Here is a 14,183-nt window from a genome sequence, read left to right on the forward strand (position 1 = left end):
CACGCTGATCGGGTTCCCCGAACCACGGTCCGGCTGGGGAGGCCTCGATCAACTCCCCTCGGCGACCACGTCCAGCAGGGCGGTGATGGCCGGGCGCGGGGTGGGCGTGGCGATGTCGGCCAGCATGGTGCCGTCCAGGATCGCCGCCGTCGCATCCCGCACCTGGCGCATCACGCGGCGGATGGCGCAATCCGCGGGCTCCGCGCAATCGACGCAGGGGCGATAGGCCGTGAGGCTGGCGCAGGGGATGGGCGCGAGCGGCCCATCGATGGCGCGGATCAGGTCGGACAGTGCGATCTGCGTGGCGGGCCGCGCCAGGGCATAGCCGCCGGACTTGCCGCGCAGGCTGTCCACGAAGCCGTGCCGCCGCAGATCGAGCAGGATGGCTTCCAGGAACTTCCTCGGCGCCTGGACACGCTCCGCGATCTCCTGGATCGGCATGGTGGCGCGACGAGAGGGCGCGGCCGCGCCCGCTTCCGCCAGCACGGAAAGCGCCTTGAGACCGGACTTGGCCTTCTGTGTCAGCATGTCTTCCCATACGATGGCTCCCGGGGCACGGCCAAGCCTCGGGGCGGGTTCATGCTCCGGAATCGGCCCCGGGGAGGAAAAATCATGTCCGTGACTGCGATGACGCGCCGGGGCGCCCTGGCGGCGGGGCTGGCGATGGCGGCGATGCCAGCCGGCGCGCAGGAAAGGTTCCCGACGCGGCCCGTGCGCCTGATCGTCGCCTTCCCGCCCGGCGGCGGCACGGACATCCTGGGGCGCCTGCTGGCGCAACGGATGCAGGAGGCGCTGGGCCAGCCGGTGGTGGTGGAGAACCGGGGCGGCGCCGGCGGCAACATCGCCGCGGTCGCCGTCGCGCAATCGACCCCCGATGGCTATGCCGTGCTCTTCACCGGCAGCAGCCTGGCGGTGAACGAGGTCCTGTTCCGCAGCCCCGGCTATGACAGCCGGCGCGATTTCGCCGCGGTGGCGCGCCCGGCCTCCACGCCCATGATGCTGGTGGTACACAAGGATCTGGCGGCGCGGGACGTGGCCGGCCTGATCGCCGATGCCAAGGCGCGGCCCGGCGCGCTGAACTGCGCGGTCCCGGGCGCCGGCACCAGCCAGCATTTGGCCTTCGAACTGTTCAACGAGATGGCGGGCACGCGCATCACCGGCGTGCCCTATCGCGGCGGCGGCCCCGCCATCGCCGCGGTGGTGAGCGGCGAGGTGCAGATGCTCTTCACCTCCGCCGGGTCGGTGGAGGCGCTGGTGCGGGATGGGCGGATGCGCGCACTTGCCGTCACCACCCGCGCGCGCCTGCCCGGCTGGCCGGCGGTGCCGACGGTGGCGGAGGCGCTGCCGGGCTATGTGGCGGAGCTCTGGTACGGCCTCTACGCCCCCGCCGCGACGCCGGCCGCGGTGGTGGCGGTGCTGGAGGGCGCGGTGAGGGACAGCGTGGCGGACGCTGGCTTCGCCCAGCGCCTGCGCGACCGGGGGTTCGAGCCCGATTTCCTCGGCGCCGCCGCCACCGCCGCCGCGACGCAGGAAGAACGGGCGCGCTGGGAACCCGTCATCCGCCGCGCCGGGATCACGCCGGAATGAGCCGCCTCATCGGCCATGTCCGCGACCTCCGCCGCTTTCCCGTCAAGTCGATGGGCGGCGAGGCGCGCGACGCCTTGGAACTGCGTTGGCCGGGCATCCTCGGCGACCGGCAATTCGCCTTCCACCGGCTGGCGGAGCGCGGGCGCTTTCCCTGGCTGACGGCGCGCAACGTCGCGGCGATGGTGCTGCACCAGCCCCGCTACGCGGACCCCGACGACCCCCGGACCAGCGCCGTGACGGTGCGGATTCCGGAGGGCGAGGAGATGGATCTGCACGACCCCGCGCTGCTGGCGCGCCTCGCGGCGGAAGCCGGGCAGCCCATCGGGCTGATGCAGGTGGGCCGGGGCGTCTTCGACACGATGCCCGTCTCCCTCGGCACCACCGGCGGGCTTGGCCTGGTGGATGCGATGCATGGGGCGGCGCTGGACCCGCGGCGCTTCCGGCTGAACGTCCTGATCGAGACGAGCGAGCCGGAAGAGGCGCTGAAGGGCAGGCGCCTGGCTTTCGGCAGTGGCGCGGCGCTGCTGGTGAATGAGGGTATTCCCCGCTGCGCGATGGTGCAGGTCGATCCGGACAGGGCGCTGCGCGATCCCTCCGTCCAGAAGACCGTGGTGCATCACTTCGACAATTGCGTCGGCCTCTACGCGGCCACGGCGGCCTGTGGCGCCATCCGCATGGGTGATGCGGTGGTGGTGCTGGACTGAGCCCCTGGGAAGCCGCGCCGCCACGGGGTAGCTTCGGGGCGTGACAGCAGCCCGACGCCACCTTGCCCTCGGGCTTTTCTTCGGCCTGACGGCCGCCATCACCTGGGGCAGCCAGGCGGTGGTGGCGCGGGCGGGGACGCTGGCGGGGTACTCGCCGCTTGATCTGTCGGTCCTGCGCTTCTCCACGGCGGCGCTTATCCTGCTGCCCTTCGCCTGGCGGGGGCGCCACGCGCTGGCCCGCGTCGGGCCCTGGCGGCTGCTGGTGCTGGCGTGTTGCGGGGGGTTCGGCAATTCGCTGCTGTTCGGCGGCGGCGTCGTCTTCGCGCCGGCCACCCATGGCGGCACCATCGCCCCCATCACCGCGGCCGTTTCCGGGGCTTTGCTGGCCATTCCGGCCTTGAAGGAGGTCCCGACGCGGGGGCGGGTGGTGGCGCTGGGGGCGCTGGCGCTGGGCTTGTTGCTGCTGGGGTGGGACGGGTTGCAGGGCGACCATCCCGGGGCCTGGCGGGGCGATATCCTGTTGTTCTTCGCGGGCGCGATCTGGGGCGGATTCACGGTGCTGCTGCGCCGCTGGTCGATCCCGGCCTTGCCGGCGACGGCGGCGATCTGCGGGATTTCCGCCCTGGTGGTCATCCCGCCCTGGGTGCTGCTGGGCTTCGGCGCGGTGCCTGACCTGCGCTGGCAGGATGCGGCGCTGCAGATGGGGGGACAGGGGATCATGTCCTCCGTCATCGCCATCAGCCTTTATGCCAAGGCCACGGAATACCTGGGCGCGACGCGGGCGGCCTGCGTCTCCACCATGATGCCGGTGGCGGCCATCATCCTGTCCGTCACCCTGCTGGGGGAGAGTCTCGGGCTGCTGAAGCTGGCCGGCGTGGCGCTGGCGGTCGCGGCCATGCTGGGCGCCGTGCTGTTCACGGGCAGGCGGAGCGTCGCGCCGTGAGGGTGTGACTTTTTAGTCACTAAAATCTAAACCCGATTTAGCCCTTTTAGTCCTTTTAGTGCCGTTTTCGCGGCTGCCTCTGGCTCTCACCGGGTGGGCCTGCGGGCATGGCTCGCGGGCGTGATGGTTGGAAGCAGCATCACCCATGTGATGGTCGCCCAATGCGAGACCTCGATCGGCATCCTGAACCCGATCAAACCCATCGCCGCCATCTGCCGCCGCGCCGACATGTTCCGCTTCACGCAAGCCATCCAGCTGCTGCTGGCTTTCGCGGGGGCGCCGCGAGAACACGCGGAGGAAGGCGGCATCGAAGGCCGCCATGCCCGCTACCGCCGAAGCGGGCTGCGCCTGCCGGATGGCATGCGGCACGCAGGTTTCCGCACATTGCTGGAGGACGAGGTCTCGCCCCCATCGTCGGTACCTCTCACGAACCGCTGGACCCCGCGCGCCCCGAACCGGCACTGCCCCTCGCCAGCGCGCTTCGAGTCTTCGCTCTGTGGGAACGCGAACAGGAAGCGGGTCGTGGCGCGCGACCTACCCGGCTTCAGGGCAGGTGCTGCCCGCTGACCGTCACGACGTTGACCCGCGCCCAGCGGACGGGGTCGAGAGCGACCGTACCCTCCGGCACGTCGCGGAGGGTTGGGATGCCGCCGGTATCGGTGATCCGGATGCGACGATCGCCGGTCGCCTCCGCGTTGTCGGCGCGGGTGGTCTGGCGCTCGCCGCTCGGCAGCGTCACCTGCCGGCTGCTGCTGCCGCAACTGCCGGTATCGCCGGACCGCCAAGGCCGCGGGGAGCAGGCGCCAGCGCGCAGCACGACGCTGCGCCGCAGCGCCAGCGCGCCGGTTTCGATCCGCGCGCGCAGCGCCTCCCTGTTCGCATCGTTCACCGCGATTTCGCCTGAGAAGCGCTTGGGGTCATGGCCGTTCTGGCAGAGACAATGGACTTCGAAGACCGGGGCCGCGTCGGCGGCTTCCTGAGCGAAAGCGGCGCCGGCACCCCATCCGGCCGTGAGCAACAGGGCGCCGATCGAGGCCCCCGCCATCCAGGTTGCGCACTTGATCAAGGCTGCGTTGCTCCTCTGTCAGGCAAATTCTATTTTCTAAATGAGTAAACATTCCCCGGATGGGTGGTCAATCCCACCGTGGAGACGATGAGAGCGCACGGATGGCGCCTGCGCGGCGTCGGAGTGGTGCGTGGTCCCCGCTGTCGCGGAAGTTGTGTCCTTCCGCGTGCAATCTGGACGCGGTTCTCCCGCCGCCGGTCTGCGCGACCGATACCAACAGCGAAGCTGACCATCGGCGTGGCGCCCCGGGGCACAGCGCGGAGATTGCCGCGACGATCTGCAGGAACAGCGCGCGGCACCATGATCTCTGCCATCCGGAAGGCGATCCAGCGGCCATGCCGGACAATCTTGGCGCCGGTCTTGACCAGCCGATCGCGCAGCGTGGTCAGCGACCAGTGCTTGACCTTTGCCCGCAGTGCCAGCGTCGGAGGAAGTGGGCCAGGTTGTAGGCCAGGGCGTGCAGCCGCACCGCGTTGGCGGCAAAGCGCATGCAGGACAGCCGGGTCCAGATGATTGCGCTCTCGCCCTCCCTGATAAGCTGCTCCGCTGTGCCGCGCTGGTTGTAGAAGGCGAACACCCGCTCGGCCGGGCGGGTCACGTTGGTCACGCCGAACCCGACGCGGGGATGCAGGTCGCCAGGGTGCCGTTCGCTCTTCGCTACAACGCGGCGGGCTTCACTCCAGGATACGGCGCGATAGCTGAAGCTGGCGTGATTGCGGCCATGCGCCGGGCGTCCGACCGGACGCTTGAGCCGCCAGGCGATATTCTGCCGGAGCCGGGATTGGCGGGCAGCCGGATCGTGTACTTTTGGCCCTCGGCCTCCAGCAGTTTGTAGCCGTGCGGCTTGGCGAAGGCCGCGTCGGCGCGGAAACTCCGGCGCTGCATCCGGCCCCGGTATCGCGCGATTACGGGTGCCGGCGCGTCGTGCCACTCGGCCACGCTCTGCCGGGCCGCAGCGCGCACCGCTCCCGGTCGCCGAACTGCTTGAACACGAACGGGGGATGGTAACGGATGCAGCCAACATGGCCGTTGCAGGCGCTATCTTCCTGGGTGCCGCAGGTCTCACTGACTCTGCTGTCCAGGTCGAGAACGATGACAGGCCCAGGATTGTGGGCATGAACCCGGTCGATCCAGGTGCCCGAGAGATCGGCCATATCGGCCAGTTTCGCCTTGCTGGTCAGTCAGCCCGTCTGTAACCGGCCCATCTGGCTGGTCGAGGCGGCCAGGCTATCCAGCCCACCGCGATTGACCACCGCGCGCCCCGTCGGATCATGCGCCAGGCGATCGGCGTCGTTCATATCCTCATGTCCGGCGACACGACCGAACACCGCCTGCCGCAGCAGCCCGGCATGGGAAGTAATCCGGCTGCCCTGGAACTCGAGCTTCAGGCGACGGGTGAAATCGATCTGCCTGCCGCCGTCATCCGTCGGGTGGTCCATCGCACCGCCACCGAAGAAGCCTCAGTCTGTTGAAAATTTGGCAAAATCGTTGATGCGGGTCACCACAATCGAAGTCCTCCTGGAGGACTATATAGAACATAAAGAGAACAACCTCGCCAGGCAAGCAAAATCGCCGGTCAGCCGCAGCTCCGGCGGCCCCATCGGCAATCCCCGCGGAGGTAGCGCATCACCGGCCATTCCCGGATACGCGGCCACCCCGCGAGGAGGGCTGCGGCGAAGAGCCCGCCCACCACCAGCCAGTCCCGGCGGTTCAGCGCCTTATGGCTCCGGGTCCTGCCGGGCCCAGCGGGGCATGGCGCAGCCCATCAGCGCGGCCATCCGGTCCCGTGCCAGCAGCTTCTCGCGGCTCAGGCGGCGGATGGCGATTTCATCGGGAACGCCGCGAGACCGTTCGGCGGCGATCAGCCGTTCCAGATCCGCCAGGCGGTTCACCAGGCGCGCCATCAGCGTTCCCCCTTGCAGGGTGCCTCCTGGCAACAGGCCGCCGGGCGGTATGCTCCCATCCATGATCCCCAGACCTCCTTGTTCCGTCGCTGCGCGGGGGCGCGGCGGCTCAGTGGGAGGCCCGACATCGCGGGTGCCGGGGGGCAGACCGCCAGAGGGGCCCGGGCCTCAGATGAAAGGCTGGACCCGGCTCGTGTCGATTTCAAGACCGTAATGCGACACGGCTTGGTGTTTAACTGCAATGAGTTCACGGATGATTCAGACGCTTCCCGAAAGGCGGGGCACGGCCGCCCAACTCGTCGTCACATGGGCGCAGGGATCGGCCGAACCTTCCGCGCGCAGCGTGACCTCCCCGTAGGACAGCGTCCGCCCTTTCTTGATGACACGCGCCTCCGCCAGCACCGCGCCGGGGGGTGGGGCGCGGAGGAAGGTGATGGAAAGGCTTGCGGTCAGGCTCTCATCCCGCCCGCCCGTCAGGGTCAGCAGCGCCGCCCACATCGCCACATCCGCCAGCCCCATCAGGGCGGGGCCGGAGACGGTGCCGCCGGGGCGCAGCAGATCCTCGCGCTGGGGCAGGCGGAGCAGAGCGCGCCCATCGGCGGCTTCCAGCACCTCGACCCCCCAGGCGCCGGCCAGCGGCACGCCGGTGCGGACGCGCTCCGTCAGCTCGGCGGCGTTCACTGGCCCACCACAACGCGGCCGATACAGGGATTCCGACCAAGCCAGTAGCAGAGCTCCGCAGGGCGGTTGATGGCGAACAGGGCGAGGTCGCAGCGCAGCCCCGGCGCCAGCGCGCCGCGATCCGAAAGGCCCAGCGCCGCCGCGGCATGGGTGGTGACGCCCGCCAGCGCCTCCGCCACCGTCAGCCGGAACAGGGTGCAGCCGAGGTTGAGCATCAGCAGTAAATTGGGGGAGGGACAGGAGCCCGGGTTGCAATCCGTCGCCAGCGCCATGCGCAGCCCGGCGGCGCGCATGGCCGCGATGTCCGGCAGGTGGGTTTCGCGGATGAAGTAGTAGGCGCCGGGCAGCAGCACGCCGACGGTGCCGGCCTTCGCCATCGCCGCGATGCCCTCCGCATTGGCGTATTCGATGTGGTCGGCGGACAGCGCCTCATACCGCGCGGCCAGGGCCGCGCCGCCATCGTCGCGCAACTGGTCGGCGTGGAGCTTGACGTGCAGGCCCATGGCGCGGGCGGCGGCGAAGACTTCCTCCGTCTCCTCCGGCGTGAAGCCGATGACGCTGTCGGTGAAGACGTCGACGGCATGGGCCAGGCCTTCCGCCGCGATGGTGGGAACGATGTGGCGGGCGACATGGCGGGCGAATTTCGCGCGCTGGCCCGCATATTCCGGCGGCACGGCATGGGCGGCCAGCAGCGTCGCCTTGATGGTCACGTCCCGCTTCGCCCGCAGCGCGGTGGCCGCGTTCAGCATCCGCAATTCAGTATCGAGGTCGAGGCCGTAGCCCGACTTGATCTCCACCGTCGTGACGCCTTGCGCGAGCAATTCATCGAGGCGGGGGAGGGCGGAGGCGATCAGGTCTTCCTCCGTCGCCGCGCGGGTGGCGGCGACGGTGGAGAGGATGCCGCCGCCGGCCTTGGCGATGGCTTCGTAGCTCGCGCCTTCAAGGCGCAGTTCGAATTCGCGGGCGCGGTCGCCGGCGAAGACCAGATGGGTGTGGCAGTCGATCAGGCCGGGCAGGATCCAGGCGCCGTCGCAACGCGTCGTGATGGCGGCGCCAGCGGGGATGTCGCGGCGGCGGCCGACCCAGGCGATGCGGCCATCCTTCGCGGCGATGGCACCATCCTCGATGATGCCGAGCGGGTCGCCATCCCGGGGAACCATCGTGGCGACATGCGCATCGGTCCAGACGCGGTCGAAGCTCATGCGGGAAGGTCCACCAGGGCAGCGAAGGCGCCATGCTGCACCAGGCGCTTCACCGCCGCCATGTCGGGGGCCATGAAGCGATCGGCGTCCCAATGCGCCGCCGCGCCACGCACCAATCCCTTCGCCTGCTCGATTGCGGCGGAGGATCGGAGCGGCGCGTGGAAATCGAGGCCCTGCGCCGCGCAGAGCAGTTCGATGGATAGGATGGTGGCCAGGTTGTCGGCCATCTCCGCCAGGCGCAAAGCGGCGTTGGTCGCCATGCTGACATGGTCTTCCTGGTTGGCGCTGGTGGGCAGGCTGTCCACGCTGCGGGGCGTGGCGAGGGCGCGGTTTTCCGCCACCATCGCGGCCGCCGTGACCTGGGCGATCATGAAACCGGAATTGATGCCGCCCTCCGCCACCAGGAAGGCGGGCAGGCCGGAGAGGACGGGATCGACCAGGAGGGCGATGCGGCGTTCGCTGATGGCGCCGATCTCCGCGATGGCGAGGGCGATGGTGTCGGCGGCGAAGGCCACGGGCTCCGCGTGGAAATTGCCGCCGGAGAGGACATCGCCCTCCGCCGTGACCAGCGGATTGTCGGTGACGGCGTTGGCTTCGCGGACGAGGACTGTGGCGGCGTTGTCCAGCAGATCGAGGCAGGCGCCGGCGACCTGGGGCTGGCAGCGCAGGCAATAGGGGTCCTGCACGCGGCTGTCGCCTTCCCGGTGGCTGTCGCGGATGGCGCTGCCCTCCATCAGGGCGCGCAGCGTGGCGGCGCAGCGGATCTGGCCGGGCTGGTTGCGAAGCGCGTGGATGCGGGCGTCGAAGGGCGTGTCGGAACCGCGCGCGGCGTCCACGGACATGGCACCCGCCATCAGCGCGGTGCGCAGCATGTCCTGCGCGGCGAACAGGCCCGCCAGTGCGATGGCGGTCGAGACCTGCGTGCCGTTCAGCAGCGCGAGCCCTTCCTTCGGGCCGAGTTCCAGCGGCGCGATATTGGCCAGCGCCAGCGCCTGGGTGCCGTCCAGCACCTGGTCGCCCGCGAAAGCCTCGCCTTCGCCGATCAACACCAGGGACATGTGGGCGAGTGGCGCGAGGTCCCCGGAGGCGCCGACGGAACCCTTGGCGGGGATCGCCGGCAGCACGTCATGCGACAGCAGGGCGAGCAGCGCGTCCACCACCACGGGCCGCACGCCGGAGGCGCCGCGCGCCAGCGACATGGCCTTGAGCGCCAGCACCAGGCGCACGATGGGGGCGGGCAGGAAGGCGCCGGTGCCGGCGGCGTGGCTGCGCAGCAGGTTCAACTGCAATTGCCGCAGCCGGTCCGGTGCGATGCGGGTGGAGGCGAGCTTCCCGAAGCCGGTATTGACGCCGTACAGCGCCTCCCCGGTCTCCAGCCGGCGTGCCAGCGCATCGGCGGAGGCTTGCGTGACGGCGCGCCAATCCTGGGGGAGTTCAGGCTGCGTGCCGCCGGCGATGGCGCGCAGCGTGGCGAGAGGGGCGGTCATCGCGTCACCATCGGCAGATCGAGCCCCTGTTCGCGGGCGCAGTCGATGGCGATGTCGTAGCCCGCATCGGCGTGGCGCATCACGCCGGTCGCTGGGTCGTTCCACAGCACGCGGGCGAGGCGGCGGGCGGCGGCTTCGGTACCATCGGCGACGATGACCATGCCGGCATGCTGGGAGAAGCCCATGCCGACGCCGCCGCCGTGATGCAATGACACCCAGGTGGCGCCCGACGCCGTGTTCAGCAGCGCGTTGAGCAAAGGCCAGTCGCTGACGGCATCCGATCCGTCGCGCATCGCCTCCGTCTCCCGGTTGGGTGACGCCACGCTGCCGGAATCGAGGTGGTCCCGGCCAATCACGATCGGGCCGATCTCGCCCTTCGCGACCATCTCGTTGAAGGCCAGGCCGAGGCGGTCCCGCTGGCCGAGGCCGACCCAGCAGATGCGCGCGGGCAGCCCTTGGAAGGCGATGCGCTGCTGGGCCATGTCGAGCCAGTTGTGGAGGTGCTGGTCGTCCGGGATCAGTTCCTTCACCTTGGCGTCGGTCTTGCGGATGTCCTCCGGGTCGCCGGACAGCGCGGCCCAGCGGAAGGGGCCGACGCCGCGGCAGAAAAGAGGGCGGATGTAGGCGGGGACGAAGCCGGGGAAATCAAAGGCGTTGGCGAGGCCTTCCTCCTTCGCCATCTGGCGGATGTTGTTGCCGTAATCCATCACGACGGCACCCATCCGCTTGAAGTCGAGCATGGCCTGGACATGGCCGACCATCGAGCGCTTCGCCGCGGCGGCGACGGCGGCGGGATCGCTCTCCCGCATCGCCTCCCACTTCTCCAGTGTCCAGCCGGCGGGGAGGTAGCCATTGGCGGGGTCGTGGGCGCTGGTCTGGTCGGTGACGATGTCCGGCACGACGCCGCGGGCGACAAGCTGGGGAAAAACGTCGGCGGCGTTGCCGAGCAGGCCGACGCTGATCGCGCGGCCCTCCGCGCAGGCCGTGCGGATCATCGCCAGCGCTTCGTCCAGGCTTTCCGCGCGGTGGTCGAGGTAGCGGGTTTCCAGCCGCTTCTCGATGCGGCTGGGCTGGCATTCGACGGCGAGGACCGAGGCGCCGGCGAAGACGCCGGCCAGCGGCTGCGCGCCGCCCATGCCGCCGAGGCCGGCGGTCAGGATCCATTTTCCCTTGAGGCTGCCGCCGAAATGCTGGCGGCCGGCCTCGACGAAGGTCTCGTAGGTGCCCTGAACGATGCCCTGGGAACCGATATAGATCCAGGAACCGGCCGTCATCTGGCCGTACATCATCAGGCCCTTGCGATCGAGTTCGTTGAAATGCTCCCAGCTCGCCCAGCGGGGGACCAAATTGGAATTGGCGATCAGGACGCGCGGCGCGTCGCTGTGGGTGCGGAAGACGCCGACGGGCTTGCCTGACTGGACCAGCAGCGTTTCGTCCTCGGACAGGCGCTTCAGCGTGTGGATGATGCGCTCATAGCTGTCCCAGTCGCGGGCGGCGCGGCCGATGCCGCCATAGACCACCAGATCGCCGGGCTTTTCCGCGACCTCGTCATCGAGGTTGTTCATCAGCATCCGCATCGCTGCCTCCGTGGTCCAGTGGCGGCAGGTGATGTCGAGGCCGCGGGGGGCGCGGATGGCGGGGGCATTGCGGCGGCGCGGGTCGGACATGACGGGGCTCCGTGATCGTGGGATCAGCATTGCCGATGGGCTGGATTATGTCTAGACATAATGCGCCATGACCAAACCCCGCCACACCGCCATCCGCGAGCAGATTGAGGGGTTGATCCTCTCGGGCGTGCTGAAGCCCGGGGATCGGGTGCCGTCGGAGCAGGAGCTGGTGGCGGAACACGGCGTGGCGCGGATGACCGTGAGCCGGGCGCTGTCCGATCTGGTGGCGGCGGGGCTGGTGGTGCGGCGGCGGAAGGCGGGCAGCTTCGTGGCGGCGCCGCCATCGGAGGAGAAGCTGCTCGGCGTGCCCGATATGCGGGAGACGGTGCCGGGGCACGCCCATGCCGTGCTGAAGCGGGCGGTGCGGGTGGCGAATGCGGCGGATCGCGCGCGGCTGGGGGCTCTGCCGAAGGGGGCGCGCGTGCTGGCGCTGCTGGTGCGGCATGACAGCCAAGGGGTGCCGGCGGCGATGGAGGACCGGCTGGTCAGCCTGGATGCCGTGCCGGAAGCGGTGGGGCAGAGTTTTGTCGAGGCGCCCCCCGGCACCTGGCTGCTGGAACGCGTGCCCTGGACGGAAGCCGAGCATCGCATCCGCGCGGCCGCCGCCGATGCCGGGATGGCGGCGGCGCTGGGGATGGAGGCGGGCGCACCCTGCCTGGTGATGGAACGCCGGACCTGGCGCGGCGACCAGCCGGTGACGGCGGCGCGCATCACCTGGCCGGGGGACCGGCATGAGGTGACGGTCCGGTCCTCGCGCGGCCCGTTGCGCGGTTGACGTGAATCCGCCATGCCGGACGGGTTCAGGGGGGACGGTTCCATGGTGACGCGGCGCTTCATCGCCACCGACGCGCTGCTGCCCGGCGGCTGGGCGCGGGATGTGCTGGTCGAGGTCGATGGCGCGGGCTGGATCACCGCCGTGACGCCGGGCTTCGCGGGGGCGCAGGGCACGGCGCGGCGGCTGTCCGGCCATGTGGTGCCCGGGGTGCCCAACCTGCATTCCCACGCCTTCCAGCGCGCCATGGCCGGCGGCGCGGAACGCCGCAGCCCCGAAGGCCGCGACAGTTTCTGGACCTGGCGGGAGACGATGTACCGCTTCGTCGGGCTGTTCACGCCGGAGGATGCGGGGGCCGTCGCCGCGCAGCTCTACGCCGAATTGCTGGAACACGGTTTCACCGGTGTCTGCGAATTCCACTACCTGCATCACCAACCCGACGGCACGCCGCATGACGACCCGGCCGAGATGGCGAAGCGCCACATCGCCGCGGCCAGGCGGACGGGCATCGGGATGACGATGCTGCCGTCGCTGTATCGCCATGGCGGCATCTTCGGGCAGGAGCCCCATGCGGGGCAGCGGCGCTTCCTCAATGAACTCGATGGCTTCGCGCGGATCGTGGAGGGGACGCGGGAGGATTGCGCCGGTGATCCCCAGATGTCGGTAGGGCTGGCGCCGCATTCGCTGCGCGCCTGCACGCCGGCGATGATCCGCAAGATCTCGGGCTATGACGGGCCCATCCACATCCACGCGGCCGAACAGCCGCGGGAGGTGGAGGAATGCATCGCCGTGACGGGCAAGCGGCCGGTGCGCTGGATCCTCGACAGCCTGCCGGTGGATGAACGCTGGGTGCTGATCCACGCGACCCACATGGACGATGGAGAAGTGGAAGACCTGGCGAAGACGGGGGCGGTGGCGGGGCTCTGTCCCTCGACCGAGGCGTCGCTGGGGGATGGAACGTTTGCGCTGACGCGGTTCCTCGCGGCGGGCGGGCGGTTCGGGATCGGGACGGACAGCCATGTGGGGACGGCGCCTCGCGACGAACTCCGCCAGCTGGAGACGAGCCAGCGGCTGCGCGACCATGCGCGGGCGGTGGCGACGGGGGCGGCCAACCCGCATCCCGGGCGGACGCTGCTGGAAGGCGCGCTGGCCGGCGGGGCGCAGGCGAGCGGCCGGAAGATCGGCGCCATCGCGCCGGGGATGCGGGCTGACCTGGTGGAACTCGACCCCGCGCATCCCACGCTGGTCGGGCGGCAGGGTGATGGGCTGCTGGATGCCTGGGTGTTCAGCGGGCAGGGCAACCCGGTGCGGACGGTGGTCTGCGGCGGGCGCGTGCGGGTGGAGGCCGGGCGGCATGTTGACGCCATCGGCATCGGGGAAGAGTTTTCCCGGGCAATGCGGAGGCTGATGGCATGAGTGGGCAGTTGGCGGGACAGGTCGCGATCATCACCGGCGGCAGCCGCGGGATCGGGCGGGAGATGGCGCTGCTGTTTGCCCGCGAAGGCGCGGACATCGCCTTCTGCCATCTGGATGACGAGGCCGGCGCGGCGGAGGTCGCGGGCGGGATCGCGGCGCTCGGGCGGCGGGCCTTTCATCGCTCCGTCGATGTGGCGGATAGCGACGGGCTGCGCGGCTTCATCGGGGATGCGGAAGCCGCGCTCGGCCCTTGCGACGTGCTGTGCAGCAATGCGGGCATGAACCTCCGCGGGCCGTTCGAGACCCTGCCGGACGAGCATTTCGACCGCGTCATCGCCGTGCATGTGAAGGCGGCCTGGGTCAGCGCCAAGGCGGTGTGGGACGGGATGGCGGCGCGCGGGCGCGGGCGGATCATCGTCACGGCGTCGCAACTCGCCTTCAAGGGTGGCATCGGGATCGTGCCCTATGTCACCGCCAAGGCCGCGCTGGTCGGCTTCGTGCGGGCGCTGGCGCGGGAAGGCGCGCCGAAGGGTATTTTGGTCAATGCCATCGCGCCCGGCCCCGTCACGACGGATTTGACGGCGCAATTGGGGGAAGGCTGGGCGGAACGCACGGGGGCGGGGCTGCCGATCGGGCGCGTGGGCAAGCCGGCGGAGATCGCGGCGGCGGCGCTGCTGCTGGCCTCCTCGCCGGGCGGGGATTTCTTCGTCGGCGCCACGATCTCCCCCAATGGCGGGGACCTCATGCATTGAGC

At 70.3% G+C, this 14,183-nt stretch carries 14 protein-coding genes and 1 pseudogene; 7 read left to right on the plus strand and 8 right to left on the minus strand.

The genetic code is table 11. The features are described from left to right. Nucleotides 1-48: 48 nt before the first annotated feature. Complete coding sequence (locus ACTIE5_RS01505) at nucleotides 49-528, minus strand: RrF2 family transcriptional regulator (RefSeq protein WP_439547922.1); 480 nt, start codon at nucleotides 526-528, stop codon at nucleotides 49-51. Between the two features lie 84 nt (nucleotides 529-612). On the opposite strand from ACTIE5_RS01505, the gene ACTIE5_RS01510 reads away from it, so the two are divergent. The 4 genes from ACTIE5_RS01510 (at nucleotide 613) to ACTIE5_RS01525 (ending at nucleotide 3,801) form a co-directional block, all read left to right on the plus strand. After that, nucleotides 613-1,587: a Bug family tripartite tricarboxylate transporter substrate binding protein gene (locus tag ACTIE5_RS01510; protein WP_439547923.1), complete on the plus strand. Its 975-nt coding sequence runs from the start codon at nucleotides 613-615 to the stop codon at nucleotides 1,585-1,587. After that, nucleotides 1,584-2,291 (plus strand): MOSC domain-containing protein, encoded by a 708-nt coding sequence (locus ACTIE5_RS01515; RefSeq protein WP_439547924.1) that lies wholly within the window; start codon nucleotides 1,584-1,586, stop codon nucleotides 2,289-2,291. The genes ACTIE5_RS01510 and ACTIE5_RS01515 overlap by 4 nt, the downstream gene beginning before the upstream one ends. A gap of 40 nt (nucleotides 2,292-2,331) precedes the next feature. After that, nucleotides 2,332-3,234, plus strand: coding sequence for a DMT family transporter (locus tag ACTIE5_RS01520; protein ID WP_439547925.1), 903 nt, complete (start codon nucleotides 2,332-2,334; stop codon nucleotides 3,232-3,234). Between the two features lie 147 nt (nucleotides 3,235-3,381). Beyond that, nucleotides 3,382-3,801: a hypothetical protein gene (locus tag ACTIE5_RS01525; RefSeq protein ID WP_439547926.1), complete on the plus strand. Its 420-nt coding sequence runs from the start codon at nucleotides 3,382-3,384 to the stop codon at nucleotides 3,799-3,801. Here the strand turns inward: ACTIE5_RS01525 and ACTIE5_RS01530 are convergent. The 7 genes and pseudogenes from ACTIE5_RS01530 to hutU all read right to left on the minus strand — a co-directional run bounded on the left by ACTIE5_RS01530 (nucleotide 3,779) and on the right by hutU (nucleotide 11,241). After that, complete coding sequence (locus tag ACTIE5_RS01530) at nucleotides 3,779-4,300, minus strand: hypothetical protein (RefSeq protein WP_439547927.1); 522 nt, start codon at nucleotides 4,298-4,300, stop codon at nucleotides 3,779-3,781. The two genes, ACTIE5_RS01525 and ACTIE5_RS01530, sit on opposite strands and share 23 nt — an antisense overlap. Before the next feature lie 248 nt (nucleotides 4,301-4,548). Continuing rightward, nucleotides 4,549-5,739 (minus strand): annotated as a pseudogene (locus tag ACTIE5_RS01535) (IS1380 family transposase); the annotation flags it as partial. A 279-nt stretch (nucleotides 5,740-6,018) separates the two neighbouring features. Then, the gene (locus tag ACTIE5_RS01540; RefSeq protein ID WP_439547928.1) at nucleotides 6,019-6,204 is read right to left on the minus strand and encodes a DUF465 domain-containing protein; all 186 of its coding nucleotides are present in this window, start codon (nucleotides 6,202-6,204) and stop codon (nucleotides 6,019-6,021) included. A 258-nt stretch (nucleotides 6,205-6,462) separates the two neighbouring features. Further along, a complete protein-coding gene (locus tag ACTIE5_RS01545; RefSeq protein ID WP_439547929.1) occupies nucleotides 6,463-6,885 on the minus strand; it encodes a PaaI family thioesterase in 423 nt (140 codons plus the stop codon). Next, nucleotides 6,882-8,087, minus strand: a complete 1,206-nt coding sequence (gene hutI / locus ACTIE5_RS01550) for an imidazolonepropionase (RefSeq protein WP_439547930.1) — start codon at nucleotides 8,085-8,087, stop codon at nucleotides 6,882-6,884. Before hutI ends, ACTIE5_RS01545 begins: the two co-directional genes overlap by 4 nt. Beyond that, entirely contained in the window at nucleotides 8,084-9,574 is a 1,491-nt protein-coding gene (gene hutH / locus ACTIE5_RS01555) for a histidine ammonia-lyase (RefSeq protein WP_439547931.1), read from the minus strand. The genes hutI and hutH overlap by 4 nt, the downstream gene beginning before the upstream one ends. Beyond that, nucleotides 9,571-11,241, minus strand: coding sequence for a urocanate hydratase (gene hutU, locus ACTIE5_RS01560; protein ID WP_439547932.1), 1,671 nt, complete (start codon nucleotides 11,239-11,241; stop codon nucleotides 9,571-9,573). Before hutU ends, hutH begins: the two co-directional genes overlap by 4 nt. Nucleotides 11,242-11,308: 67 nt before the next feature. Here hutU and ACTIE5_RS01565 point away from each other — a divergent pair, with 67 nt between their 5' ends. The 3 genes from ACTIE5_RS01565 to ACTIE5_RS01575 are packed head-to-tail and all read left to right on the plus strand — an operon-like array spanning nucleotide 11,309 to nucleotide 14,181. Then, the gene (locus tag ACTIE5_RS01565) at nucleotides 11,309-12,016 is read left to right on the plus strand and encodes a UTRA domain-containing protein (RefSeq protein ID WP_439547933.1); all 708 of its coding nucleotides are present in this window, start codon (nucleotides 11,309-11,311) and stop codon (nucleotides 12,014-12,016) included. 12 nt (nucleotides 12,017-12,028) lie between these two features. Further along, the gene (locus tag ACTIE5_RS01570) at nucleotides 12,029-13,429 is read left to right on the plus strand and encodes a formimidoylglutamate deiminase (RefSeq protein ID WP_439547934.1); all 1,401 of its coding nucleotides are present in this window, start codon (nucleotides 12,029-12,031) and stop codon (nucleotides 13,427-13,429) included. Continuing rightward, nucleotides 13,426-14,181, plus strand: coding sequence for an SDR family NAD(P)-dependent oxidoreductase (locus tag ACTIE5_RS01575; RefSeq protein ID WP_439547935.1), 756 nt, complete (start codon nucleotides 13,426-13,428; stop codon nucleotides 14,179-14,181). Before ACTIE5_RS01570 ends, ACTIE5_RS01575 begins: the two co-directional genes overlap by 4 nt. Nucleotides 14,182-14,183 lie beyond the last annotated feature (2 nt).

This window comes from Falsiroseomonas sp., assembly GCF_051859025.1.
Taxonomy (GTDB): Bacteria; Pseudomonadota; Alphaproteobacteria; order Acetobacterales; family Acetobacteraceae; genus Falsiroseomonas.

Bases quoted from the DNA above. Each gene is read 5' to 3' on its own strand.
- ACTIE5_RS01505 (WP_439547922.1), bottom strand. From the start codon at position 528: ATGCTGACACAGAAGGCCAAGTCCGGTCTCAAGGCGCTTTCCGTGCTG.
- ACTIE5_RS01510 (WP_439547923.1), top strand. From the start codon at position 613: ATGTCCGTGACTGCGATGACGCGCCGGGGCGCCCTGGCGGCGGGGCTG.
- ACTIE5_RS01515 (WP_439547924.1), top strand. From the start codon at position 1,584: ATGAGCCGCCTCATCGGCCATGTCCGCGACCTCCGCCGCTTTCCCGTC.
- ACTIE5_RS01540 (WP_439547928.1), bottom strand. From the start codon at position 6,204: ATGGCGCGCCTGGTGAACCGCCTGGCGGATCTGGAACGGCTGATCGCC.
- hutI (WP_439547930.1), bottom strand. From the start codon at position 8,087: ATGAGCTTCGACCGCGTCTGGACCGATGCGCATGTCGCCACGATGGTT.
- hutH (WP_439547931.1), bottom strand. From the start codon at position 9,574: ATGACCGCCCCTCTCGCCACGCTGCGCGCCATCGCCGGCGGCACGCAG.
- hutU (WP_439547932.1), bottom strand. From the start codon at position 11,241: ATGTCCGACCCGCGCCGCCGCAATGCCCCCGCCATCCGCGCCCCCCGC.
- ACTIE5_RS01565 (WP_439547933.1), top strand. From the start codon at position 11,309: ATGACCAAACCCCGCCACACCGCCATCCGCGAGCAGATTGAGGGGTTG.
- ACTIE5_RS01570 (WP_439547934.1), top strand. From the start codon at position 12,029: ATGCCGGACGGGTTCAGGGGGGACGGTTCCATGGTGACGCGGCGCTTC.
- ACTIE5_RS01575 (WP_439547935.1), top strand. From the start codon at position 13,426: ATGAGTGGGCAGTTGGCGGGACAGGTCGCGATCATCACCGGCGGCAGC.